General features: G+C 58.0%; 21 protein-coding genes, 1 tRNA gene and 1 riboswitch. Of the genes, 16 read left to right on the plus strand and 6 right to left on the minus strand.

All coding sequences use genetic code 11. From position 1 onward, the window contains the following. The first annotated feature begins 9 nt into the window (after positions 1-9). Genes glnD through KJB29_RS15845 form a run of 3 tightly spaced genes read left to right on the plus strand, consistent with a single transcriptional unit; the run spans position 10 to position 4,851 of the window. Positions 10-2,709: a [protein-PII] uridylyltransferase gene (glnD, locus tag KJB29_RS15835; protein ID WP_215735366.1), complete on the plus strand. Its 2,700-nt coding sequence runs from the start codon at positions 10-12 to the stop codon at positions 2,707-2,709. Positions 2,710-2,716: 7 nt separating this feature from the next. Next, the gene (gene xerD / locus KJB29_RS15840) at positions 2,717-3,604 is read left to right on the plus strand and encodes a site-specific tyrosine recombinase XerD (protein WP_215735367.1); all 888 of its coding nucleotides are present in this window, start codon (positions 2,717-2,719) and stop codon (positions 3,602-3,604) included. A 47-nt stretch (positions 3,605-3,651) separates the two neighbouring features. Then, positions 3,652-4,851 carry a cofactor-independent phosphoglycerate mutase gene (locus KJB29_RS15845; RefSeq protein WP_215735368.1) on the plus strand — a complete coding sequence of 400 codons (1,200 nt, stop codon included), beginning with the start codon at positions 3,652-3,654 and terminating at the stop codon, positions 4,849-4,851. 67 nt (positions 4,852-4,918) lie between these two features. Here KJB29_RS15845 and KJB29_RS15850 read toward each other — a convergent pair whose 3' ends face one another. Further along, the gene (locus KJB29_RS15850) at positions 4,919-5,491 is read right to left on the minus strand and encodes a Slp family lipoprotein (RefSeq protein ID WP_215735369.1); all 573 of its coding nucleotides are present in this window, start codon (positions 5,489-5,491) and stop codon (positions 4,919-4,921) included. A gap of 240 nt (positions 5,492-5,731) precedes the next feature. On the opposite strand from KJB29_RS15850, the gene KJB29_RS15855 reads away from it, so the two are divergent. From KJB29_RS15855 to xrtH, 12 genes are all read left to right on the plus strand, one after another. Next, positions 5,732-7,084 (plus strand): UDP-glucose dehydrogenase family protein, encoded by a 1,353-nt coding sequence (locus tag KJB29_RS15855; RefSeq protein WP_215735370.1) that lies wholly within the window; start codon positions 5,732-5,734, stop codon positions 7,082-7,084. Positions 7,085-7,095: 11 nt separating this feature from the next. Continuing rightward, on the plus strand, positions 7,096-8,037 hold the full coding sequence (locus KJB29_RS15860; protein ID WP_215735371.1) for a UDP-glucuronic acid decarboxylase family protein: 942 nt from the start codon (positions 7,096-7,098) through the stop codon (positions 8,035-8,037). A gap of 14 nt (positions 8,038-8,051) precedes the next feature. Then, the gene (locus tag KJB29_RS15865; protein WP_215735372.1) at positions 8,052-8,384 is read left to right on the plus strand and encodes an FtsB family cell division protein; all 333 of its coding nucleotides are present in this window, start codon (positions 8,052-8,054) and stop codon (positions 8,382-8,384) included. A 50-nt stretch (positions 8,385-8,434) separates the two neighbouring features. Further along, the gene (locus KJB29_RS15870; RefSeq protein WP_004511635.1) at positions 8,435-8,590 is read left to right on the plus strand and encodes a hypothetical protein; all 156 of its coding nucleotides are present in this window, start codon (positions 8,435-8,437) and stop codon (positions 8,588-8,590) included. Between the two features lie 17 nt (positions 8,591-8,607). Beyond that, positions 8,608-10,296 (plus strand): arginine--tRNA ligase, encoded by a 1,689-nt coding sequence (argS, locus tag KJB29_RS15875; protein WP_215735373.1) that lies wholly within the window; start codon positions 8,608-8,610, stop codon positions 10,294-10,296. Positions 10,297-10,308: 12 nt separating this feature from the next. Continuing rightward, positions 10,309-11,112, plus strand: a complete 804-nt coding sequence (locus KJB29_RS15880; protein WP_215735374.1) for an SPOR domain-containing protein — start codon at positions 10,309-10,311, stop codon at positions 11,110-11,112. 60 nt (positions 11,113-11,172) lie between these two features. After that, positions 11,173-11,249: transfer RNA gene (locus KJB29_RS15885), tRNA-Met, on the plus strand. Positions 11,250-11,923: 674 nt separating this feature from the next. After that, entirely contained in the window at positions 11,924-12,685 is a 762-nt protein-coding gene (locus KJB29_RS15890) for a polysaccharide biosynthesis/export family protein (protein ID WP_246561725.1), read from the plus strand. A 25-nt stretch (positions 12,686-12,710) separates the two neighbouring features. Then, positions 12,711-13,943 carry a porin family protein gene (locus KJB29_RS15895; protein WP_215735375.1) on the plus strand — a complete coding sequence of 411 codons (1,233 nt, stop codon included), beginning with the start codon at positions 12,711-12,713 and terminating at the stop codon, positions 13,941-13,943. Positions 13,944-13,965: 22 nt separating this feature from the next. Then, positions 13,966-15,525 (plus strand): GumC family protein, encoded by a 1,560-nt coding sequence (locus tag KJB29_RS15900; protein WP_215735376.1) that lies wholly within the window; start codon positions 13,966-13,968, stop codon positions 15,523-15,525. 44 nt (positions 15,526-15,569) lie between these two features. Further along, on the plus strand, positions 15,570-16,736 hold the full coding sequence (locus tag KJB29_RS15905; RefSeq protein WP_215735377.1) for a P-loop NTPase family protein: 1,167 nt from the start codon (positions 15,570-15,572) through the stop codon (positions 16,734-16,736). 7 nt (positions 16,737-16,743) lie between these two features. Then, positions 16,744-17,727: an exosortase H gene (gene xrtH, locus KJB29_RS15910; RefSeq protein WP_215735378.1), complete on the plus strand. Its 984-nt coding sequence runs from the start codon at positions 16,744-16,746 to the stop codon at positions 17,725-17,727. Here xrtH and KJB29_RS15915 read toward each other — a convergent pair. The 5 genes from KJB29_RS15915 to KJB29_RS15935 all read right to left on the minus strand — a co-directional run bounded on the left by KJB29_RS15915 (position 17,659) and on the right by KJB29_RS15935 (position 22,608). Further along, the gene (locus KJB29_RS15915; RefSeq protein WP_215735379.1) at positions 17,659-18,999 is read right to left on the minus strand and encodes an IPTL-CTERM sorting domain-containing protein; all 1,341 of its coding nucleotides are present in this window, start codon (positions 18,997-18,999) and stop codon (positions 17,659-17,661) included. The two genes, xrtH and KJB29_RS15915, sit on opposite strands and share 69 nt — an antisense overlap. 145 nt (positions 19,000-19,144) lie before the next feature. Then, a complete protein-coding gene (locus KJB29_RS15920) occupies positions 19,145-19,690 on the minus strand; it encodes a PEP-CTERM sorting domain-containing protein (protein WP_215735380.1) in 546 nt (181 codons plus the stop codon). A 79-nt stretch (positions 19,691-19,769) separates the two neighbouring features. Continuing rightward, a complete protein-coding gene (locus KJB29_RS15925; protein ID WP_215735381.1) occupies positions 19,770-21,074 on the minus strand; it encodes a type 2 periplasmic-binding domain-containing protein in 1,305 nt (434 codons plus the stop codon). Between the two features lie 66 nt (positions 21,075-21,140). Next, positions 21,141-21,878 carry a PEP-CTERM sorting domain-containing protein gene (locus tag KJB29_RS15930; protein ID WP_215735382.1) on the minus strand — a complete coding sequence of 246 codons (738 nt, stop codon included), beginning with the start codon at positions 21,876-21,878 and terminating at the stop codon, positions 21,141-21,143. A 194-nt stretch (positions 21,879-22,072) separates the two neighbouring features. Beyond that, a riboswitch (cyclic di-GMP riboswitch) is annotated at positions 22,073-22,165 on the minus strand. A 236-nt stretch (positions 22,166-22,401) separates the two neighbouring features. After that, positions 22,402-22,608: a hypothetical protein gene (locus tag KJB29_RS15935; protein ID WP_343213573.1), complete on the minus strand. Its 207-nt coding sequence runs from the start codon at positions 22,606-22,608 to the stop codon at positions 22,402-22,404. Positions 22,609-23,118: 510 nt separating this feature from the next. On the opposite strand from KJB29_RS15935, the gene KJB29_RS15940 reads away from it, so the two are divergent. Next, positions 23,119-23,853, plus strand: coding sequence for a hypothetical protein (locus KJB29_RS15940; protein WP_246561728.1), 735 nt, complete (start codon positions 23,119-23,121; stop codon positions 23,851-23,853). Positions 23,854-23,866: the final 13 nt, after the last annotated feature.

A 23,866-nucleotide genomic window follows, 5' to 3' on the forward strand; every position in this document is an offset into this window, starting at 1 on the left:
AGGGATTTTATGGAATTCAACATTGACCGCTACTTTCCCGACACCTCTCAGGAGACTGGCGATGCCGGCCGTGCCTCCTTCGAGGAGAAGCGTCCCCTTTACCTGGCTGCGAGCAAGCACTTCCTGAACCACTACCGGGAAGAGATCAAGGTGATGCACAATGCCGGCGCTCAAGGAAGCGTCGTGGTGCGCAACCTGACTGCCATGACCGATACCCTGGTCCGCAAGCTCTTTCGGAGCATAACAAGGGATGTGGCCCAGAGGGGGCGGGTGAGGGAACCATTGACTCTGACGGCCATCGGTGGTTATGGACGGGGAGAGCTCAACCCCTATTCGGACATCGACCTGATGTTTCTCTACGGCGGCAAAGACCAGGCCCGGGTGGAGGATATCGCCCAGAAGCTCCTCTATTTCCTGTGGGACATGCGGCTTGACGTTGGGTACTCGGTGCGTACCCTGCAGGATTGTGTGGAGATGGCAGCCTCCGACTTGACGGTGCGGACGGCTCTGCTCGATGCACGCGTCCTTGCCGGAAGCCGATTGCTGTTCAAGGATTTCGAGAAGGTCATGCTGACCCAGATCCTTTCCAAACGGAGCGACTCTTTCATTAAAGAGAAGGTTGCGGAACTGGGGAAGCGGAGGGAGAAGTACGGCTCGTCGGTCTATCTCCTCGAGCCCAATGTCAAGGAGAGCGAAGGGGGGCTCCGGGACCTTCACACGGCACTCTGGGTGGCGAAAATCAAGTACAAGATTTCCGATATCCGCGAACTGATCGTCAAGGGGGTCATGACCGAGGAGGAGGTCTCGGCTTACGGCGAGGCGCTTTCCTATCTCTGGCGCATCCGGAACGAACTCCATTTCCATGCCGGCCGCAAGAACGATCAGCTCACGTTTGATGCCCAGATCAATCTGGCCGGGTTCTTCGGCTACAAGGACGTCGGAAAGTCTTTGGCAGTGGAAGAGTTCATGCGTGACTACTACCTCCATGCAACCCGGGTCGAACATCTTTCTTCCTCTCTCATCACGAAATGTTCACAGCGGGAAGAGAGGGCGCTGAAGATCATCGGCTACTTTGTCCGACGGCATGTGGGTGAGGGTTTTTACATCATCAAGGGTGAGTTGGTGATCCCCGATGAATCGGTGATCCACAAGGAGCCGGCCCGGCTCATGAAAATATTCGAGTACGCCCAGAAGCATGGCGTTGCCATAAGTGTCACGGTGAAGTCGCTGATCCGGAAAAATCTTCACCTCATTAACGACAAGTTCAGGAGAAGCAAGGATGTCAACCAGTCATTCTTTGCGATCCTTCGCAGCGAGAAGGGGGCCTCCGAGACTCTGCAACTCATGCATCACCTGGAGTTCCTGAACCGTTTCATCCCCGAGTTCGGCAATATCTACTGCAAGGTTCAGCATGACCTCTACCACATCTACACCGTTGATACCCACTCGCTTTTTGCGGTGGAAGAGATCGAGAAGTTGTTGCGGGGGGACCATGCCGAAGATCTGCCGCTTCTTACCCGGCTTGCCAGGGAGGTGGACAAGAGGGAACTCCTGATCCTCGGGGTACTTTTCCACGACATCGGCAAGGGGGAAGGGGGGGGGCACGCCGACAAGGGTGCTGACATGATACCCACCATTGCCCGCCGGATGGGGCTCTGCAAGGAGGACTCGGAACGGCTCGAGTTCATGGTGCGGAGCCATCTTCTCATGGCGCATATCGCCCAGCGCCGTGACCTCCATGATGACAAGATGATCATCCAGTTTGCCCGGCAAATGGAGAAGAGTGAGAACCTCAAGATGCTCTACCTTCTCAGCTATGCCGACATACGAGCTGTCGGGACCGATGTCTGGACCGAGTGGAAGGCGATGCTCCTCCAGGAGTTGTACGAAAAGAGCTTCAACGTGCTTGAGCGCGGCGATTTCCGGCTGGAGGCCAGGAGTGAGCGGGTCAAGAAGGTGAAACGGACCGTACTGGAGCTCCTTGGCGACGAGTACCCAGTGGCTGCAGTGAGAGAAGAGCTGAAGGCGATGACCAACCGTCATCTTCTCTCCAATGCTCCGCAGGTCATAGCCGAGCATGTGAAGCTGCTCCTTGCCCTTGAACACGAAAAAATCATCACCCGTCTCGACCATGAGTCCGACGGGGGATACTCCAATTTCACCATCTGCACCCTCGATGTGCCGGGACTCTTTTCCATGATTACTGGCGTTATGGCCGCCAACGGGATAAATATTCTCGGTGCCCAGATCCATACGAGTTCCAACGGCAAGGCGCTGGACATCCTGCAGGTGAATTCGCCACAGGGCTTTATCATAACCGACGAGGGTCGGTGGAAGCGGGTGAATGAGGATCTCCGGCAGGTGCTGACCGGCAAGACCCCGGTGGCTACGCTCGTTGCAAAGCGGCAGCGGCCGACACTCCTCGCTGAAAAGGCAAAACCCCGTTTTTCCGCGCGAGTCGAAATCGACAACGAGGTGTCATCGGACTATACGGTCATCGACATCTATACCCATGACAAGGTGGGAATTCTCTACCAGATCACGAGCACTCTGACGGAACTGGGGCTCTACATCGGTGTCTCCAAGATTTCCACCAAGGTGGACCAGGTGGCCGACGTCTTCTACGTGAAGGACATATTCGGCCACAAGATCACCAATCCGGAGCGGCTCGAAGAAATACGGGAGAGACTTTTGAAAGCCGTGGAGTGAGGAGAACGTGAATCAGTACCTCGATCTCTTTCTGAATTACCTTCTTGTGGAGAAGGGGCTGGCGAAGAATTCCCTCGATTCCTACGGCCGCGACATGATCCGGTATCTGGATTTCCTTGAGAAACGGGATTGCGGTGAACCGTCTGCGGTGCGCTCCGTGGATGTGGCGGATTTTCTGGCCCATCTCAAGGAGCGTGGTCTCGCCCCCCGAAGCAGAGCCAGGGCCTTATCCGCTGTCCGGATGTTCCACCGGTTTCTCCTGGTGGAGGGGTATGCCGAGGCGAACCCCACCGCGATCATCGAGGCGCCCAAGACGTTGGCCAAGCTTCCCCAGGTCCTCACCGGCCGGGAGGTCGAGGCGCTTCTGGCTGCTCCCGGAAGTGACAATGCCCAGGATATGCGGGACCGGGCCATGCTGGAGCTTCTCTATGCCACGGGGCTGCGGGTCTCCGAGCTTGTGGGCCTCGGGGTGCGCGATGTGAATGTAACTGCGGGATACCTCATGACTTTCGGCAAGGGGGGGAAGGAGCGGCTCGTTCCCATGGGCGAATCTGCCTGTGCAGCCGTCTCTGGCTATCTGGTCGAGGCGCGCCCCGAAATGGATCGAAACGGCGACAACGCCTATCTGTTTCTTACCCGGCTCGGAGACCGGATGACGCGGCAGGCGTTCTGGAATATAATCAAAAAATGGGCCATTGAAGCGGGAATCAGAAAAACCATTTCCCCCCATACCCTGCGCCATTCGTTTGCAACCCATCTGTTGGAGAACGGCGCGGATTTGCGGAGCGTACAGGCAATGCTCGGTCATGCGGACCTTGCGACGACACAGATTTACACCCACGTGACCCGGGAGCGATTGAAACGCATTCACGAGGAATACCATCCACGGGGATAGGGCGGGTCGGTGCAGACTGGAAAACTCACTCAGGAAAGGACAGGGCAATGAAGTATATCGTGCTCCTCGGCGACGGGATGTCGGACGAGGCCGTGAAGGATCTGGACGGAAAGACACCACTGCAGGCTGCCAAAACGCCGCACATGGATGCCATGGCCCGGCGGGGGAGGATCGGCCTTGCCCACACCGTGCCGAAGGGGCTCCCTCCGGGAAGTGATGTGGCAAATCTCTCGGTGTTCGGCTATGACCCGCGTACCTGCTATACGGGTCGCTCACCCCTTGAAGCAGCAAGCATGGGGGTCCAACTCGGGTCTGATGACGTGGCGTTCCGGGTTAATCTCGTGAATCTCCTGCCGACAAAGGGGACGCTCGTCATGAACGACTACTCGGCGGGGCATATCTCCACCGAAGAGGGACGCGAACTCATCGAGGCCATCCAGCAGCAGATCGGCGATGACGAGTTCCAGTTTTACCCCGGCGTGGGATATCGCCATCTCATGGTATGGCGCAACGGCAAAAGCGGCATGTCCGCCACCCCTCCCCATGACATCTCGGGGAAAAGCATCCTCGACTACCTTCCGAAGGGAGAGGGGGCCGACAAGCTCATCTATCTGATGAACTCCTCCCAGATGATACTCAACAATCATCCCCAATACCGGCGGCGCCTTGAAGCAGACAAGATTCCGGCGAATTCCATCTGGCTCTGGGGGCACGGCAAAGCACCCCGGATGGAGCCTTTTAGGGAAAAGTTCGGCCTCACCGGGGCGGTAATTTCCGCGGTCGATCTCATAAACGGTATCGGCATCGGAGCGGGCCTCGACGTGATCCGGGTCGAGGGGGCCACCGGTTACCTGGACACCAACTATGAAGGCAAGGTTCAGGCAGCTCTTGAGGCCCTGGAGACCCATGACTACGTGTACCTTCACGTTGAGGCGCCCGACGAGGCTTCCCATTCGGGGAACCTTTCCCACAAGATCCAGGCCATCGAAGATTTCGATGCCAGGGTTGTCGGCCCCATCATGGAAGGGATCAGGCGTTTCGGTTCGTTCCGGATACTCTGTACCCCCGATCACCCGACTCCCCTCAGGCTGAAGACACATACGGATGCGCCTGTGCCCTTCATCATCTACGATGGAGGAGAATCGGAAGATGATTCGATTGTGGGCTACGACGAAGATTCGGCCCGGGCTTCCGGCCTTGTGCTGGAGGAAGGGCACCGGCTCATGGAGCTTCTGCTTGAAAGGTGACCAGGCAGGATGTTGTTAGGGGAGGAGAGAGACAGGGCGGGTTATGGGTCCGCCCTGTCTTTTTGCACTACCAGCGCCGATAAACCGGCCCCAGGGGGCGGTACCAGTACGGCCCGGGCCAGTATCCGTAGTAGTAGGGATCATAAAAGGAGTAGGGTGGCGGAGTGGGGTAGGGGTAGCCCTTCTCGTAGTCGTAGCTTTTCCAGACGTAAATCTCTTTGATTGCGAGGACCGGATAGGTGTACTCGACTTCGTCGACCGGCATTACTTTTTTGCCCTTCACTTCCCCGACCAGGGTAACGAGGCGGTCCGGCTTATAGATCATGCTGTCGAGGAACGATTCGGAAATGGCGAGAAACCTTCCCTCGGAGCGAAATGTATCCTCCGGCATACCCGTCTTGTCGAGAGCAACCTGCATTATCTCCAATTGACTTCCTGTGGTGGTGTTCTTGACCCCGACAATTACCCCTCCCAGTTGCACGTACTTCCCGACAAACGCATCGGGTTTTTCTTTGAGCATGGCGTAGGTAATGGTGGGGTCAACCAGAGACCGTGACTGCTCACTGATGACATGGGCACATCCTGATAATGACAAGGTTGTGAGCAGGATTATAAGGATTGATATTCTCTGCAAATGCATCGTGGCACCTCCCGGTGGAGCGGCGTTTTCCGCCCCTCTGCTGTGTTGCTCGAACATCCTCGCCTGTCCGGGACGTCCAGCAGTCTATGCACTGACATGAATCAAGATTAGCTCCGGTCAGGTGAAAGTCAAATTAGCCGTGGAGGTAGGCGTGGATACCATTTCTGAGGAAAATCACTGGAAGTTTCAGCGTTTTTTATGATATGTTGAAACGCTAAATTCTGTCTGAGGAGTTGCATTGTGAAAATCTGTGTCATTGGCTCCGGATATGTGGGCCTTGTCGCTGGAACCTGCTTCGCCGAAAGCGGCAACACTGTCATTTGCGTTGATGTTAACCAGGAGAAGATTGAAGGACTCAAGCAGGGGATTCTACCCATATACGAACCGGGCCTCAAGGAGCTGGTTCTCCGCAATAGCGCCGAGGGGCGCCTTTCCTTCACTACCGACCTGGCGTCAGCGGTGAAGGAATCACTCATCTGCTTCATCGCCGTAGGGACACCGCCGGGGGAAGACGGTTCGGCCGATCTCCAGCATGTTCTTGCCGTGGCCCGGGAAATTGGTCGCAACATGGAGGGGTTCAAGATCATCGTCGACAAGTCGACGGTACCGGTTGGCACCGCTGATAAGGTGAGACGGGCCGCCCAGGAGGAACTCGACCGCCGCGGTGTTGCCTACGAGTTCGATGTGGTGTCGAACCCTGAGTTTCTCAAGGAAGGCGCCGCAATCGACGACTTCATGAAGCCCGACCGGGTCGTTATCGGTGCCGACAATGTCCGTACCGCAGAGATCATGAAAGAGCTCTATTCTCCCTTCATGAGAAAGACCAACCGTCTTATCGTCATGGACGTCCACAGCGCCGAAATGACCAAATATGCCGCCAATGCCATGCTCGCCACCCGCATCTCGTTCATGAACCAGATAGCGAACCTCTGCGAGCGGATGGGGGCGGATGTATCAGCGGTGCGCGAGGGGATCGGATCCGATTCTCGGATCGGCTACGATTTCCTTTTTCCCGGCGTCGGTTACGGCGGCTCGTGCTTCCCGAAGGACGTGAAGGCCCTCATCAAGACTGCCGAGGAAAGCGATTACGACTTTGTCCTGCTGAAGTCGGTGGAGGAAGTCAACGAACGGCAAAAGGCGATCCTCATCGACAAAATGATCGCCCATTTCTCCCGAGACAACGGGGCGGCACCCCTCGCAGGAAAGACCATCGCCGTCTGGGGACTCTCGTTCAAGCCCCGCACCGATGATATGCGCGAAGCTCCCTCCATCGTCATCATCAGCAAGCTCCTCGAAATGGGCGCCACGGTCCGGGCGCACGATCCCGAAGCGGTCAAAGAAGCGAAAAAGATCTTCGGCGACCGGATAACCTACACCAGTACCAACCAGTACGAGATTCTCAATGGAGCCGACGCGCTGGCCATCATTACCGAGTGGAACGAGTATCGCAATCCCGACTTCGAGCGCATCAGCGCGAGCCTCACTGCCCCGGTTATCTTTGACGGCAGGAACCTTTACAATCCCCGGCGGATGCGGGAGATCGGCTTCACGTACCACTCCATCGGCCGTAACGGCTCGGGCTTTATCGGTTAACAGGGGCCATCATGCGTGTTCTGGTAACCGGCGGGGCGGGGTTCATCGGCTCCCATCTGTGTGAGCGGTTGGTTAGTGATGGCCACGAGGTCCTCTGCATCGACAATTTCTTTACGGGGTGCAAGAACAACATCCTGCCGCTCTTGGGCAACCCCCGTTTCGAACTGATCCGCCACGACATAACCGAGCCGATTCTTCTGGAGGTGGACCAGATATATCATCTGGCCTGTCCCGCTTCGCCGGTCCATTATCAGTACAACCCGGTGAAGACCATCAAGACAAGCGTCATGGGGACCATCAACATGCTTGGCCTCGCCAAGCGGGTCCGGGCGCGAATCCTTCTGGCCTCCACCTCTGAAGTCTACGGCGATCCCCAGGTGCATCCGCAGCCCGAAACATACTGGGGGAACGTTAACCCCATCGGTATCCGCAGCTGCTACGACGAGGGGAAGCGGGTTGCGGAAACCCTCATGATGGATTACCATCGCCAGAATGGCGTTGACATTCGAATAGTCCGGATATTCAACACATTCGGCCCACGCATGGCGGAGCATGATGGCAGGGTGGTGTCGAACTTCATTGTTCAGGCTCTCAAAGGGGAAGACATAACGGTCTATGGCGACGGCAGCCAGACCCGCTCCTTCTGCTATGTGAGCGACCTGGTGGATGGGCTTGTCCGGATGATGTCATGTGAAGGCTTCACCGGTCCGGTCAACCTGGGCAACCCCGGTGAAACTACTATCCTGGAATTTGCCCGGCGCATAATCGCGCTGACCGGTTCCAAGTCGCGGATCGTTTTCAGGCCTCTCCCGTCGGATGACCCCAAGCAGCGCCAACCCGATATTACCCTCGCCCGGACGACGCTTGGATGGGAGCCCATCGTCCCCCTGGAAACGGGTCTCGCAAAGACAGTTGATTATTTCTCCGGCCTTGGTGCCGGTTCGGGTTCATGACCAAAGGAGGAAGCATGCGGAAGCGGATGTACCTCGTCCCTGCCAGCTGCATACTCTTCATTCTCTTCTTCACCGTTTTCGGCGAGCGGGGACTTCTGCGCATCTACCACCTGAGCAGGGAGAAACAGGAAATTGCGGAGAAGGTGACCGAGGTCAGGGGTGAGAACGAGAAACTCAAGCGCGAGATAGAAGCGCTCAAGACCGACCGGCGTTACCTGGAAAGCATTGCCCGAAAGGATTTCGGGCTTGTGCGGCCCAATGAAGTCGTCTATCAGTTCCCGTCGTCGGACAAGGCCCAGGCCAAGACTCAGCAGCCGGTTTCATCGGTAGTCGAGAAGAAGCGATAGGGTGAGCGGAGAGAATCCGCTCTTTCCTTTTTGTCATCAGGAGATTAACCATGAGCAGTTCAAAGAGGCAGGCATGTGTCGTCTGTGCCTGGCGCGAAACATGTGCGAAGAAATTCTGCGTCACCGATGGCGGCGCGCGCTGTCCCGATTTCAGTCGTGACGTTTCCATTAAGGTTCCGGACGAAGAATCGGATGAAATACAATGAGCCAACTGGAGGGAACAATGAAGGATAGGGTTCGTTCTCTGGTCGCCGAGGGAATCGAGCGGTGTTTTGCCGACGGCTCTCTTGCCTCGAACCAGATGCCGGCCATAGTCATAGAGAAACCGGCCCATGCCGAGCACGGCGACTTTGCCTGTACCGTCGCCATGTCCATGGCGAAGGCAGAGCGCAAGGCGCCGCGGGTGATTGCAGAGACAATCGTCAAGCATATTGAAAATGGTGAGAGTGGAATCATCGGGGGAATCGATATAGCCGGCCCCGGTTTTATCAACTTCAGAATCAAAAACGAGGCATGGAGCAGAACGCTTGCGGCTGTGGAAGCGGCAGGGGCGCACTTCGGGCGCAGTTGCGCGGGTGAAGGGCGTAAGGTGCAGGTGGAGTTTGTGAGTGCAAACCCCACGGGGCCACTCCATATCGGCCACGGCCGGGGTGCCGCCATCGGTGACACCATCTGTCGCCTTCTGTCAGCTTCCGGTTTCGACGTGACCCGTGAGTTCTATTACAACGATGCCGGTGCCCAAATCGCCAATCTGGCGCTTTCCGTTCAGGCACGCTGTCTCGGCATTGAGCCGGGAGAACCCCGGTGGCCGGCCGATGGCTATCAGGGCGACTACATCAAGGACGTGGCCCGCTCCTATCTCAATCGCGAAACCGTCGATGCTGGTGACCAGCACGTCACTGCCGCCGGCGACCCGAATGATCTTGACGCGATCCGTCGCTTTGCCGTGGCCTATCTGCGGCGCGAACAAGATCAGGATCTCCTGGCCTTCGACGTGCATTTCGATGTCTACTCGCTAGAATCGAGCCTTTATACCGAAGGTCGTGTTGAAGAGGTAGTCAGGCGCCTGATCGAGAACGGCCATACCTTCGAGCAGGACGGCGCCCTCTGGTTGCGGACCACGGACTTTGGAGACGACAAGGACCGGGTCATGCGCAAGTCGGACGGCAGTTACACCTACTTTGTCCCCGATGTTGCCTACCATCTGGCCAAGTGGGAACGTGGCTTCACCCGCGTCATCAACGAGCAGGGAGCGGACCACCACAGCACCATAACCCGCGTGCGTGCTGGTCTTCAGGCCCTCAATGCGGGAATCCCTCAAGAGTGGCCCGAGTACGTTCTCCACCAGATGGTTACGGTCATGCGCGGTGGCGAAGAGGTTAAAATATCCAAGCGCGCCGGTAGCTACGTTACTTTACGGGATCTGATCGACGAAGTGGGCCGTGATGCCACGAGATTCTTCTTCCTCATGAGGAAACCTGATTCTCAACTGGTTTTCGATATCGATCTGGCCAAACAGCAATCACTCGAAAACCCGGTTTACTACGTCCAGTACGCCCATGCACGGATCAGCAGCATCTTCGAGGCCGCCTGTGACCGTGGAATCAGCGTTCCGTCCTTCCCTGATGCCCATGTGGATCTTCTCGAGACGCCGGAAGAAATTGAACTCATCAAGCTCATCGGCTCTTTCCCCGAAGTTATCGAAGGAAGCGCCTTGTCCTTCGAGCCACACCGGATCACCTACTACCTTCAGGAACTGGCAGGGGCTTTCCATTCTTTTTACAATAAAAATCGCGTCATAGGCGAAGGGAAGGAGTTGAGTTCGGCACGGCTCTTCCTCCTCAAGTGCGTTGCTCAAGTACTGAAGAACGGGCTTGCACTCCTGGGTGTCTCGGCACCGGAAAAGATGTAGCTGGAAGGGTTTATGGTCCTTGATTATCGTGAACGGAAACCGGTCAACAAAAACCGGCCAAAATCGAAACCCGTCGGCCTCTTTGTCATAGCATTCGGCCTGGTTGCAGTCTGCTCCTTTGCCCTTGGTGCTCTGACGGACCGTTTTCTGCTTTCTCCTCGCAGTCTTAAGGTCGAAAATGCCCAGGCACCCCCTTCTGTCGCGCCGAAGAACGGCCCTCAGGAGCAACCCTCTTCAACTGCCAAGGATTCGGTGACCGCCAAACAGGGTGCAGCCCCTGCGCTTCAGGAACCATCTCTGACTTTTTACGAGACGTTACCCAAGGGCGGAAAAATTATTCTCGGGAGCGGCATGAATCCCAAAACGCCAAAGGTGCTAACCGCATCCCCCGCAAAAACAGCCACTGAGGCTTTGCCAAAAAATGACCAGGTTTTGCCGCGACAGACAGAAGCTGTGATGGTGCAAAAAGCCGACAAACCTGCCATTTCTGTCTCATCTCCAGAGAAAAGTGCGGCTGCAGATAATGCTGAACGCCCGAAGGCGGCCGGCGAAACAGCCAAAGAAGTATCGGCGAAAAAAACTGCGGTATCCAAGGGGAAATTCTCCGTACAGGTGGCATCCGCAAAGGAGCGCAAGGAAGCAGACGCCATCAAATCGGGGTTACAGGAAAAGGGGTTTGCTGCCTATGTTGTTGAGTCCGTCGTTCCCGGTAAGGGGACATGGTATCGCGTACGGGTAGGGAAACAAATGGATCAGTCGTCTGCCGCGAAGCTTGCAAAACAGCTCGGTAAGGCAGCAATAATAATTCCTGAATAGAAGGTGTGATTTTTTTGTTGACTTGGGATTTGGCTCATAGTATAAATAGGTCTCTTGTGACGCGGGGTGGAGCAGTCTGGTAGCTCGTCGGGCTCATAACCCGAAGGTCATAGGTTCAAATCCTATCCCCGCAACCAAACAAATCAAAGGGTTAGCCGTCATGGCTAACCCTTTTTTGTTGTCCTGTACAGTAAACAGTACAGTATTATTTTATTATTTCCGGTCGCGGTGGCGGCACTTGTGTTCGTCGTTGTCGGTATCCGGCGGTAAGCAAAATGAAAGGTCTGAATAAACTCTGATACGTCAAACGAACGGCAGTATTTTGGATATTTTAATGTACCTGACATAAACATGTAACGCGGAGGTGATACGGTCATGACGTTTTAGAAATGCGTTCAGAATCGACTGAAACGAGGATTTCATGACGTCACGTATCACAGCAGTCTTCGGTGTTTTTGTTGCTATTTCGGCATCCGCCCCATTGATAGGGGGGGATTGTCCCGCCAATGCCGCATCTTGGGGGCTCTGGAACGATCCCCACGGCGATATTGTGAAATCCGTCCCCCGTCCCGCGCCTGCACCGCCACCAGTTGCTCCCCCCAAGGCAGAAGTTCCTCCCATTCCCTCTCACGATGCGGAAAAGCATTCTGATTCAGCTGCGTTAGCCGAGACTTCACCGGCTACGTCATCGTCAACTGAGACAAATTCCCAATCCTCCGCGGAAGCCTCGACTCCTTCGGACAGTGCCGCCGTGCCGCCCGCTGATGCCAATGGGGCTGGCGCTGTTGTGTCCGACAACGAACCTGTGTTGATGGCCACCGAGCCTACCGAAATAGCTGCCGCTGCTGTAGCAACGGAGAATCCCGGTACTACCGAAAACCGGCAGCCTGCCGAAGCGGAATCGTCGGCGAAGGCCGTGGCTGATGATACTACGATTCCGGTTCAGGAGCAGGGTGCCGTTGGGGCCAGTGTTGTCAATCAAGTGACTGCGATCAGCGAGATGCCAGCGACCAAGGAAGTGCCTGCTCCCCATCCCGAGGTCCCGTCTGTCGGTGTTGATCAGTCCACGGCTGTTCTCCAGCAGGCCGGCGATGCCTATGTCATCGGTGCCGGCGATGTTCTCGATATCGCGGTCTGGCGCGACGAGAGCCTGACCAAGACGGTGGTGGTGCTTCCCGACGGGACCATTTCGTTTCCCCTTATCGGTGTGGTCAAAGCGGGCGGTAAGACGGTGGAGCAACTCAAGGATGAGATCAGGACGCGGCTTTCGAGCTACTTTTCTGACCTGACCCTCTCCCTTGAGGTGCGGCAGGCCAACAGCATGATGATTTTTGTGGTGGGGAAGGTGAATTCCCCGGGGCGTCATCCGATCAGCTCGCCTGTGAACGTTTTGCAGGCCCTGGCCATGGCTGGTGGGGTCAATCCCTTTGCCAAGAAGGACGACATCAAGATCTTCCGTCAGGAGGAGGGGAAAACCGTCATCTTCCCCTTTGCCTACAGCGAGGTGTCCCGGGGTAACCGGCTGGAAGAGAATATTGTCCTGAGGCGCGGTGACCTGATCGTCGTCCCCTGATCCGATTTAATCGACGAGGCTTGCCATGTCTTTGCCATGCCGCAGACCGGTTTCGGCCGTGCAGGTGATCTCTGCCGCCGCAGCCCTGATCGGAACTGCCCTTACAATGTTTCCCGTTTCCGCCTTTGCCGACGACTTCCGCCTCCTGGGTGCCACGGCCCTGCAACAGGAGTATATCGACAATCTGTTCATGTCTCCCGACGATCGAAAGAGTTCGTTCATCACCACTCTTTCGGGCGGATTCGAAGCGACGGAACGGACAGAGCGGCTCGATGCCGACCTGACGCTCAAGCTGGACCAGATCTTTTACACGGATGAGAGTAGGCTCGGCAATTCGCTGAACCAGCTTTACCGGGGAGGCGCCCGCTACCGGCTCACGGAGCTTCTGACCCTGGGTGCGTCGGCGAAGTACGAGCTGAACAACCGCCCCGACCAGGATATCGAGCGGACAGGGCTCATCGTGGAGCCGGTCACCCGGCACCGGCAGGAATACGGGTCCACGGCCAATTACATCCTGAGCGAGACGTTGTCCGCGGCCCTTTCGTACTCGTATCTGCAGGATGACTTCAATGACCGCACCAACACGCAGAACAGCTCCCACGATCTCTCCGTGGTGCTGGAGCGGAATCTGAGCGCTTACCTGCCGGACCTGACCGGGAGCCTCATATTCGGCTACGGCAACTACCAGACGCGGGAGGCCACGGACACAAAGGTTGAGCAGTACCTGGCCATGGCAGGAGTGTCGTGGTCCAACACCGAGCTCTGGAAACTGTTTGCCAATCTGGGGGCCAGCTACACCACGTCGGAATTCGGCACTCTCGCCGGCTCATCGTTTGTCCGTACCGGCGACCACAGTTGGGGGGTCACGGGGAAGGCCGGGGCCAGCTACAGGGACGAGTACACTACCGGTACCCTTGCCTTCAGTCAGGGAATCGTGCCGGCATCGGGGAGGACGGGCGCAAGTCGGCGCACCGGCCTGACCCTCGACATGAGCCGGCGCTTCACGGAAGAATTGACCGGTTTCTTGTCGACCGGGTTCTTTCTGAACCGCTCCGACAGGGGAGAGTTTTCGGCGGGTGAAATCGACGAGACCACCTTCAATGCGGGAATTGGCGCCCGGTACAACGTGAGCCGGGATTTTTTCCTGGAGGCGCGGTACGGTTATGCACGGATCGACTACGGGACGACCGGACAGACGGCGGAGCGCAACGGTGTAATGATGAGCCTGGTCTACCGGTATCCGTTTCTGGAAAAATAATTGAGAAAGTGCGAGGCGTAAGATGGAAGCAGAAATCAAATCGTTCGGCGATATCGTACGGATCGTAAAGCGGCGCAGGCTGAGCCTCATCGTTCCGGCTGCAGTCATATTTGCGATGACGCTCGTGGCCGCAGTGGCGTTGCCGCGCATCTATCGTTCCACCTCCACGATCCTCATCGAGGAGCAGGAGATCCCCCGCGATTTCGTCATGACCACCGTGACGAGCTACGCCGAGGAGCGTCTCCAGACCATCAACCAGCGGATCATGAGCTCCACGAAACTCCTGGAGATCATCAACCGCTTCAATCTCTACAGCGATCTGCGCAAGAGCAAGACCACTGAAGAGATCATCTCCCAGATGCGCGGGGATATCAAATTCCAGACCATCAGCGCCGATGTTGTGGACCGCCGTACCGGCAGGCCCACCGCCGCCACCATTGCCTTTTCCCTCTCTTACAATGGAAAGAGCCCGGCAACGGTGCAGCAGGTTTCGAACGTCCTGGCATCCCTCTACCTTGAGGAGAACCTCAGGGTCCGCGAGCAGCAGACCCTGGGAGCCACCAGGTTCATGGAAGAGGAGATGAAGGATGTTCAGGCAAAGCTCGTGGAGATCGAGCGAAAGATCGCCGACTACAAGCAGCGCAACGTGAGCGCGCTGCCCGAGCTTGCCCAGCTGAACATGCAGACCCTTGACCGGACCGACCGCGATGTGGACCAGTTCCATGACCAGTTGCGGATGCTGCGGGAGAAGGAAGGGTATCTGGAGGCGCAGCTTTCCAGTATCCCCACGGACGACGCCAACACCGACAAGGGGCGGCTGCGGGAGCTGCGGGTGAAGCTTGTGGACCTCAAGACCCGCCTCTCCGATGCCCATCCCGATGTGATCAAGGCCCGCTCCGAGATTGCCGCCCTTGAAAGACAACTCAAGGGGTCGGGGCGCAATATGGAAAGCAAGCCCGACAATCCTGCCTACGTGACCCTTTCCGCCCAGTTGGCCAGCACTCGGTCCGAGATCGAATCGGTCAAGCGCCAGGTGCTGCTGGCCCAGGGCAAGCGCGACAGTTACCGCCGCCGCCTGGAGGCTTTCCCCCAAGTGGAGGAGGGGTACAAGGTGCTGCTCGTGGAGCGGAACAACCTTCAGCTCAAATATGACGATCTCTCCAAGAAGTTCATGGAAGCCAAGGTGGCCCATGGCCTCGAAAAGGAGCAGATGGGGGAACGCTTCACCCTTATCGACGCGGCCCGGCTCCCCGAGAAGCCGGTGAGCCCCAATGTGCCGGCCATCCTCGTTATCGGCCTGATTCTCGGGCTGGGTGCCGGCATTGGCACCGCCGCCTTCAGGGAATACGGCGATCAGTCCGCCCACGGCATCGAAACCCTGGCACGGGCCACGGCCCTGCCGGTGCTCGCCGCGATCCCCGAGATCGTCACCCTGGAGGAAACCGACGTTCGCAAGCGGCGTTATCGGATGGCGGCAGCCGGGGTGGCCATGGTCATCATTGTGGCGATTCCGCTTATTCACTTCTTCGTCATGGATCTGGATATCATCGTGGCCAAGATGATGCGGCGGCTCTCCGTCTAGCAGGACGTTCCTGCTGAGACCTGACAGGAAAGGAGCAGAGTGACATGGCGGAAACATCGACAGCTCTTGAACGGATGAGAAAAAAGGTCCTGGAGTCGGCCCGTTCCGACAGCCAGGAAGCTGTTTCAACCGAAGCGCCCCGGCTCAAGGCGGCACTGCCGGCGCCCGAAACAGAGGCGGTTGTCTTCGAACCGGTGGAGCAGCGGGCCGAAACGGCGCCTAAACGGAAGCTGTCCACCTTGGGTCGGATGGGAAAGACTGCCTTTGGTCTGATCTCTTCCCGTCGGGAGAACGCGCTTCCTGCGACAGTAGATTCAGGGATTGGGGCCGATCTGCACTACGAGGCAACTCAACCCATGGCTGAAGCGGACACATGCTGCGGAAATCTCGCCGTGCAGGCGCCTGAACCGGTGGTTTCACCGGACGAAGTTATAGATAGTACTGGAGTAGATCCTTGCATCGATCACACGGATGATAAGCGCCAGCCCTCCGTCGTCAACAGGGAAAAGATCGGCTGGGTGTCGCCGGCCTATACCGTCTCGCGCTCCGTCCGCCTCGACCCGCAGCTGGTGGCGAGAAATAAATGTGTCGCCTTTCTGCCCGACGCCGACGAGGTCGAATCATACCGCGTGCTCCGTACCCAGATTCTCCAGCGCAGCCGTGCGCGGGGCGGAAACACCATCATGATCACGAGCGCTCTTCCGGGCGAGGGAAAGACCCTCACCGCCATCAACCTGGCCCTCACCTTTGCCAAGGAGTTCCGCCAGACCGCGCTTCTGGTCGATTGCGACCTGCGCCGCCAGCGGATCCACGAGCTTCTCGGCATCGGGGGTGAGAAGGGGCTCAACGACTATCTGCTGGATGACTGCCCCATCTCTGATCTCATGGTATGGCCCGGCGTGGAGAAGCTCACCCTCATTTCCGGCGGCAGGACCATCACCGAAAGCAGCGAGCTTCTCGGCTCGCCCCGCATGAAGGAGTTGGTGGAAGACATGAAGCACCGCTACCCGGAGCGGTACGTGATCTTCGACGTGCCGGCCGTCCTGAGCGGGGCCGACGCCCTGGCCTTTGCGCCGCTGGTGGACCATATCGTCGTCACCGTCAAGGCGGGTGAGACCCCCATGTCCGAAGTCACCCGGGCGATCAAGATGCTCCCCCGGGAGAAGGTGCTTGGAGTGGTGCTGAACCGCCGGCGCAGGGGCGACGCGTAGCAAAGACGTGGAATTCGCCGCAGGTCATGACGGGGGCACGATCCGGGCCATCAGGTTCGCGGTCGTTGCCCTCGTCCTGTTTCTGGCTCAATTCCTGGTTCCGGAGGCCGCATTCGAACCCCTTAACCGCGTCACCGCCATCATGGCGGCGGAACTGCTGGGTCTCATGGGGCGCCATGCCCAGGCAGCAGGCACCCTGGTACGGCTTGACGGCTTCTCTGCCCGGGTCGTGACGGAATGCTCCGTCATCAACCCCGCCATCCTTTTCATCTCCTTCGTCTTCGGATTCGCCGCCCCTCTCCGCGCCAAAGCTGCCGGCATCCTGGCCGGCATTCCCATCCTCAACTCGATCAATGTCCTCCGCATCGCCGCTGTCATCGCTACGGGCGCGGCGGTTCCAGCCCTCTTCGAGGCGGTTCACGTCTACGTCGGGCAGATACTCATGGTGGGCGTGGTGTTATTCGGGGCGATTCTCTGGAGCCGGTGGGCCTCCGCCGATGGGGTTGCAACCTTTCCGTTTGTTCCCGGGGTACTGGCGTGGTCGGTGATTCTCTTCGTTCCGTGGCTCTTCATGAACCGTTGGTACGTGGCCGTGGGCGATATACCGCTCAGGTTATTGTTTGAAATGGCCGGAAGGCCCGTGGAGCTTCCCGTCGAGCGTCCTCTCTACTACCAGACCTTCAACAGCGTTCTCTTCGCGTCACTGGTCCTGGCGACAGGCTCCATCCCGATCCGGCGAAAAGCCGTATTCCTTGCGGGGGGGCTGGCCCTGCTGGCCGTGGGGCATCAGCTCTTCCGTGTCTGCAACATCCTCTTTTCAGCCTTCGGCATCCGCAAGGCCTACCTCGCCTCCGTGGCTATCCATGAAATTTCCGGATATCTCCTGCCGTTTCTGCTGTGGTTCATCCTGTGCCATAGGAAATCAAGACCGTCTGCGCACCGCCAGCGCTCCGCCGAGAAAGACTGCCGAGAAGCCGATCCCCCAGGGTGAGAGCGCCGGCACGAAATTCGACTCCGGCAACCCCATTGACGAAAAAAGATCGAGCCGCGGGAAGACCCCGCCGGTGCGCTGGTCGGTCACCGGTTTTCCCGAGGAAATGAGACGGGAGATGAGCTGGTCGGGCGTTTCATTGGGGTATTGGGCCTTCAGTACCGCCACGGAACCCGCTACATGGGGCGCCGCCTGGGACGTCCCGCCCATGGTCGAGCCGGCAGCAGTGATGAATGCCCCCGGCGCCAGCATGTTGAGGAACGTGGCGGTGTTCGACATGCAGGGGATCTTGTCGGCTGCGCTGCTCGCGTCGGTGCAGGCGGTCCACTTGATCCCTCCCACGTTCGCATCATACACCGCACCCACCGACACCGCGGCCGGGGTGCAGGCGGGGCGCGAGATACCGTCGGTATACCCTTCGTTTCCCGCCGAGACGACCGTCACGATTCCCGCGCTCTTGGCGTTATTGATGGGGGTCACGTAGGGATTGGTCCCCTTGTTGCTGCATGCTGCGGTGTTGCGGCTGCCATCCCCCAGGCTCATGTTGAGGGCCACAATGTTGTATGTTGCCCTGTTTGAAATGGCCCAGTTGATTCCCGCGATAACCAGGGCATCGGAAGAGGTGCCGTCGGGATTGAACACGTCGAGAACGGCAAGTTTCGCACCGGGAGCGACACCGGCGACAATACCGGCCACGTTGGTGCCGTGGCCCAGGTCGTCCAGGGCGTTGTCGTTGGTGGCAATATCCACCGATGCCGCAACCTTGCAGTCGGCCGGAACCCCCGGCGCGGTGCAGGAGCCGAAGGCCGGCAGCGTATAGTTTACCCCGCTGTCGATTACCGCCACGGTTGTGCCGCTGCCGGTTTTTCCGATGGTGGCGAGTGGGGGCTGGCCGATGAGGGGGAGGCTCTCGGCGAGATGGGGCCGGATGACGCGGTTTTCGTACACAGCCTGGATGCCGGGAGCCGTCAGGAGACGGTCAAGGGCCTTTGTGGATCGAATTCTGGCGAAGAGCATCGGCAGGTGGGAGTAATCGGTTATCACCTCTCCCCCCTCGGCCCTGAGTGCGCCGATAACGTGGGATTTGGCAACGGCACCCTCATCGAGCAGGATCAGCATCTCCTGGGGAGCGCCGGATGAAAGTCGTTGCCGCATGCCGGGCGGTTCAACGGGCGCGGCGGCAGCGACGGACGCGGGGCTTTGACTGAAAAGGGCGGCAAGGAGAGTAGCGGCGAGGATTTGCCGGATGACGGGAAGACGGTGTGCGGGCATGACAGTCTCCATTTGGCGGGAGGATTGATTCATGCTTAAGAATGGCAGATGAAGTTCTCTTCGGTGTTACGGTGGGGTCTGAAGTGTGTGAATGTGCGGGAATTTTGGGTGGGAGCGGCCCCTGTGACAGGGGCCGCCATGGAGGTCAAGACTGGCGCTTGCGCCGGATGCCGGCGAGGCCCGCAAGACCCGAACCCATGAGGAAGAGGGCAGGGGGGACGGGGACGGTGGTGGCACTGGCGGGTGTTATGACCGTAACGATCCCTGGGCCGCTTGGGGCGACCTCGGTGATAATAGGGGGGAGTGGTTGTTGGGTGAAGAATGCGCTCATGCTTCGTATGCTGCTTGAACCTATCGTCGCCATGCGGCTTCCGCCGGCGCCGAAGGTGTCGGAGGTGTCGAAGAAGAACCCCTGGGAGTAGGAGAGTTGGGTGAAGGTAAAGTCCATGGGTTCTACGACGGTCACGATGCCGGCTTTTTCAGGGGGAGCGATGACGGTGATGATCCCCTTGTTCCCTTTATCTTCAATCGGATTGATGACAGTGAGAATGGTGTTGCCACCGCTTAGGCTCTGGTTTAAGCCGGGATGCTTAACATCAGCGCTTGAGGAAAAATCGGTGTATGCCGCCAGGGTATTGCCGGCAAGTCCGAGCAGGAGGGCCGCGGCGAGTGTGGCGGTGAAATTTTTCATTGTGTGCCTCCATAGTCCGGAATGGAAAAAGAGGGGCCTCGGTGGAGGCCCCTCGAAGATACACCGCAGGTAGGCGGGATTAGGGAAGCTGCGGATTGACGGCGCCGAGAAGGTAAGGATACTCGGCCTCGGAGCCCTTGAAGAACTTCATTTCGTCCTTGGTGGCCCAGTACTTGGCTTTGGTGGCAGGGACGTTGGCCGGGGCGGAAGCGTAGGCCACGAGGGCGTCGACAATCGGGCGCTGGGCAATGGTGGTGCGGGCGGTATCTTCATAGACCCACTGGGTGGTCCAGAAATCGTAGACGCCGTTGCGGAGGTTGTAGCGGGTGCCGAAGTGGCCGTTGTACTTGACAGCCTTCACGTTCTGGCTGGTGCCGGCCGCACCGACGGTCTGGTCGGCGTCTGCATAGCCTATGGCGCCGATTGCGGATCCGGAGGGGGTTGCTGTGCTGTTGCCGTTTACGCACTTGATGAGGTCGGTGGAGCCTTCGTTGAACCAGACGGCGCCGGGGTTCTCGAAGCTGGCGAGGCCGCTACCCCAACCATTGCCGCGGACCACCGAGAAGTCGAGGGCTGCTGCTGTGCCGGATCCGGCGTGGCGGAGACATGCAACAACCGGTTGAGCCGTGAAGTAGCCGCCAAAGTCAGACCAGTCGGCTATCGTGCCAGAGAAGATGGATACCGCCTGGAGGCGGGTAATGTTGTCGATGGTGCTGGCAGCACCGCAGGATCCGGCTGTACCGCCGCAGTCGGCATCGCTGGCGCAGTATTCCCCAGCCATGGCCCCGGCAGCAGTGGTGCACTTCTTGGCGGTTACGGCATTGTTCACAAAGAAGCCGAAGGGGACAACGAGGGGATTGTAAGAAGTGAGGCCGGAAGCGTTCTCGCCGGTCAGGACGTTGTCAACAAGACCGCCGCCAAGGGGGCCGAACTTCTGGCCATGGCTCTCCTGAACAAAAGCCTCGCCGGATACATCGGATGCTCCGAGGGTAATGGTCTGGCAGGTAAGGGTGTTGGGAGCGGTGATCGAGTCGGCCATTTTGCGCTGGTAGGCGTTGGGGCAGCTATCGGGGTTGGTGGTCCCCTTCAGGGAGCGGACCGACTCATAGGAGGCCTTGGAGGAGTAACGAATGATTACGTCGTTGCCGCCGAAACCGGAACAGGCCTTACCTGAAGTAATGCCGTGCTTCTTGCTGCTGTCTTCTGCCTTGGTAACAGAGGAGCATCCTTTGGCGGTGAGGAAATTGGTTGCTGCTGTGTTCCAGAAGAGGTACTGGGCAGAGGCACCGTAGATGTTGACTTCGACGGTGGCGGCTTGCGCGATGGCAGCTGTCGAGAGAACAGCCACTGCGGCCACCATAGTCTTGAGAGCTTGCTTTTTCATTGCATTTGTCTCCTTGTTTGAATTGTGAGCCCCCTTCAGTAGGGGGCTCTTGAAGGAATATTTCAGTTATTGCTTCTTGCGGCGGATGCCGACGAGCCCAAGGAGACCGGAGCCCATGAGGAAAAGTGCAGGAGGGACTGGAACGTTCGACGCAACCTGGGTACCGCCAGTAGAGAGGGTCTTTATGGTGACCTGTTTGGCGCCGGCAGCGCCGGAGGTAAGGCTCGGGTTGTCCCAGAAGAAAAGGTTCTGCTTCACTTCACCGCCCGTGGCAAGGGCGGCAAGGTTCATCTCGCCGTTAGCGACGGTGTACGTGGTGTTGAACTTGCCTACCCTGGTGCCGTTGCCGTCAAGTTTGTTCCAGTAGGAAGAGGGGTTAGTCATTGCGAGTGTCACAGTTGAAGTGGCAGATGGAGCATAAATTCCGAGAGTATTAGATATCATTGAACTTGTGGTGCCCCACTGAGTAGTGGCAATGCTTTGCGTGTCGGTCTTGCTGGTGAGCCAGAGGTCCTTGTTGGCGACGTTCACAGCATAGTATGCAACGTTGAGGTTGGACAGCGCCGACGTGGCCAGCGTGCCCCCGAGGTAAGAGTCGGCACCGGCGCCAAGTGTTACTGGGCCGCTCTTTGCGGCTGTGATGATGTCTTTAACTTTGCCGAGGTCGGTGGCAACTTCCGTCATCACGGTTTTGTCGTACACTACCCGAATGAGGTGGTCTTGCTCAAAGTACGCCATTGCATTCCCGGCCATTGCTGCAGTCATCAGTGCGCCCGCGAGAAGGGCAATCATCTTCTTTTTCATTTTCTTGATCCTCCTGAGTTCGATAATGTTTGTGTGTGTCCTGCGTGTTGATACTGCTTCGACGTCCTGTCGTTTCCATTACCGCCCCAGGCAACCCGGCCATCCATCGGCCGGATTCGCCTTCTGACGTATACCGGCGTTGGCTCGTGCGGGGCTACTCAACGTACCTTCAGGTACGCCTCCGTCGCCTCCTCCTCGCCGCCTTGGTCTCCGTCAGAAATCGAATCCGTCTCGTGGACCCGTAGGCTTTCCGTCACACGGTTACCCGTGTTTTGGCCTTTACTGGTGCATCGTCGAAGGCGCGGGGCCTTCGTGTAATACCGTCCGGTATACGGTCTTTTCCTTTCAACACCTCCTTTCGTCAGTTTGGGCCGGGCAACAAAAAAGCCCGCATCAGGCGCCATGGGCGCTCGTGATGCGGGCTTTCCGTTTCCTGTCCGGCAGGTCGGCAAAGTACCCGGCGTTATCGAGTCAATTGTGTTATGTGGTTACGCGCTAAAGAGCTTTTACCGGTTCCCGGTCCCTAGTCCCCGGTTCCGGCCCTGTTGAAGCTGATTTCCTCGAACTTCTCGATCCGGCCGATACCCCCCTGGCTGAAATTTACCTTGATGTAGCCGGTGAATTCGTTGCTGGAGAGGTCATTGAGCATATCCACCAGCCGCTGGTATTTCTCGGACCGGCTGAGCCTCAGGATTTTTCCGTTCTGCCGTTCCACATTCAATGTCGTCACCGCTCTTCCCTTGCAATGCCTCTCGGTTTTGGCCTTTGTCATGTGACACGCCCAAGCTTAGCAGCGGTTTATTACAGGCAAACGAAAGATTCATGACAATTAGTTTAAAAATGTTTATGGCGTCCCCGGCTTCGCTTTGACCCCGTCAATCGGAACGAAGCGGGACTCTAGCAGCGGATTGTTGCGAATCAATGACAATTCCTTGAAATTTTGATGAATTGCGCCGGAAAAGGGAGCGTGAATATCCTTGTTGAGGCAATAATCAATAATTTCAGATCATTAGGTTGATTTCACGATGTGGCCGGCAAGATAAAGCCGATTTTAAGAAAAAATCATCATGTCCGAAGCGAATCTGTAACAAACAGCTGATAGGGTGCGTCGGTCCGTGAGGGTGCCGATAGACGAGCTGAAAGGCGGGGTAGTTATATGTATAGATATGCACGTAAGTATGCTTTTGCTGTTGTTGCCGTGGGTCTGGTCGCGGGTTGCGCCGCTCCGGAGAGGGGCAGATTGATCAAGGCTGGCGACCCGGTGCAGGTCACCTACACCTGCTTTGACGGTACCGGTGCCCTGGCGGCAACTAACGTCCGGGAAGCGGCGGAAAGCGGCGGAGTCAAAAAGGGAGCGCTCTTTGTTGCTCCCCGCGAATTCTCGCCCCTGCAACTCACGGCCGGAACCAGACCCGAGTCGAAGGACAAGGGCTTTGATGACGAACTGGCGGCCGGACTTGCCGGGGCGGTGGTGGGCAAAGGGGTCGACGAGACGGTGAGTGTTGAACTGGTCGGCGGCCCCCTGGAAGGACTGTCCGGCGGGGACCGTTACCTGAAGATGGCCACGGTCCGCAAAAGAGCCAAGGAGCTGCGGTTGGGGAGGGAGGAATACCTCACCAGGACCGGCCGCGAGCCGGAGAAGGGGCGCAGGTTCGTGCTTGATCCTGCCTTGCCCGGGGTGGTCGAGGAGGTTTCCGACAAAGAGGTGGTCATCCGCTTTCCCCTCCCCGAGGGAGGCGTGGTGCAGACCCCCTTCGGTCCGGGCACTGTGCGGGACGGGGGCGACCAGTGGGAGATTGTCATTGATGCCGCCGTGGGGCGGATCGTGCGAAGCGGCCCCCTGGCGGGAAGGATCAGCGACGTGAACGAGCGTTTCTTCACCATTGACTACGGCTATCCCTTTGGCGGCGAGTCGCTGCGGTGCGACGTGAAGGCGGAGAAGGCGGAGAAGGTGGAACAGGCGGGGAAACCCTGAGAGACAAGGGAGC

Source organism: Geobacter grbiciae, assembly GCF_018531165.1.
Lineage (GTDB): Bacteria > Desulfobacterota > Desulfuromonadia > Geobacterales > Geobacteraceae > Geobacter > Geobacter metallireducens.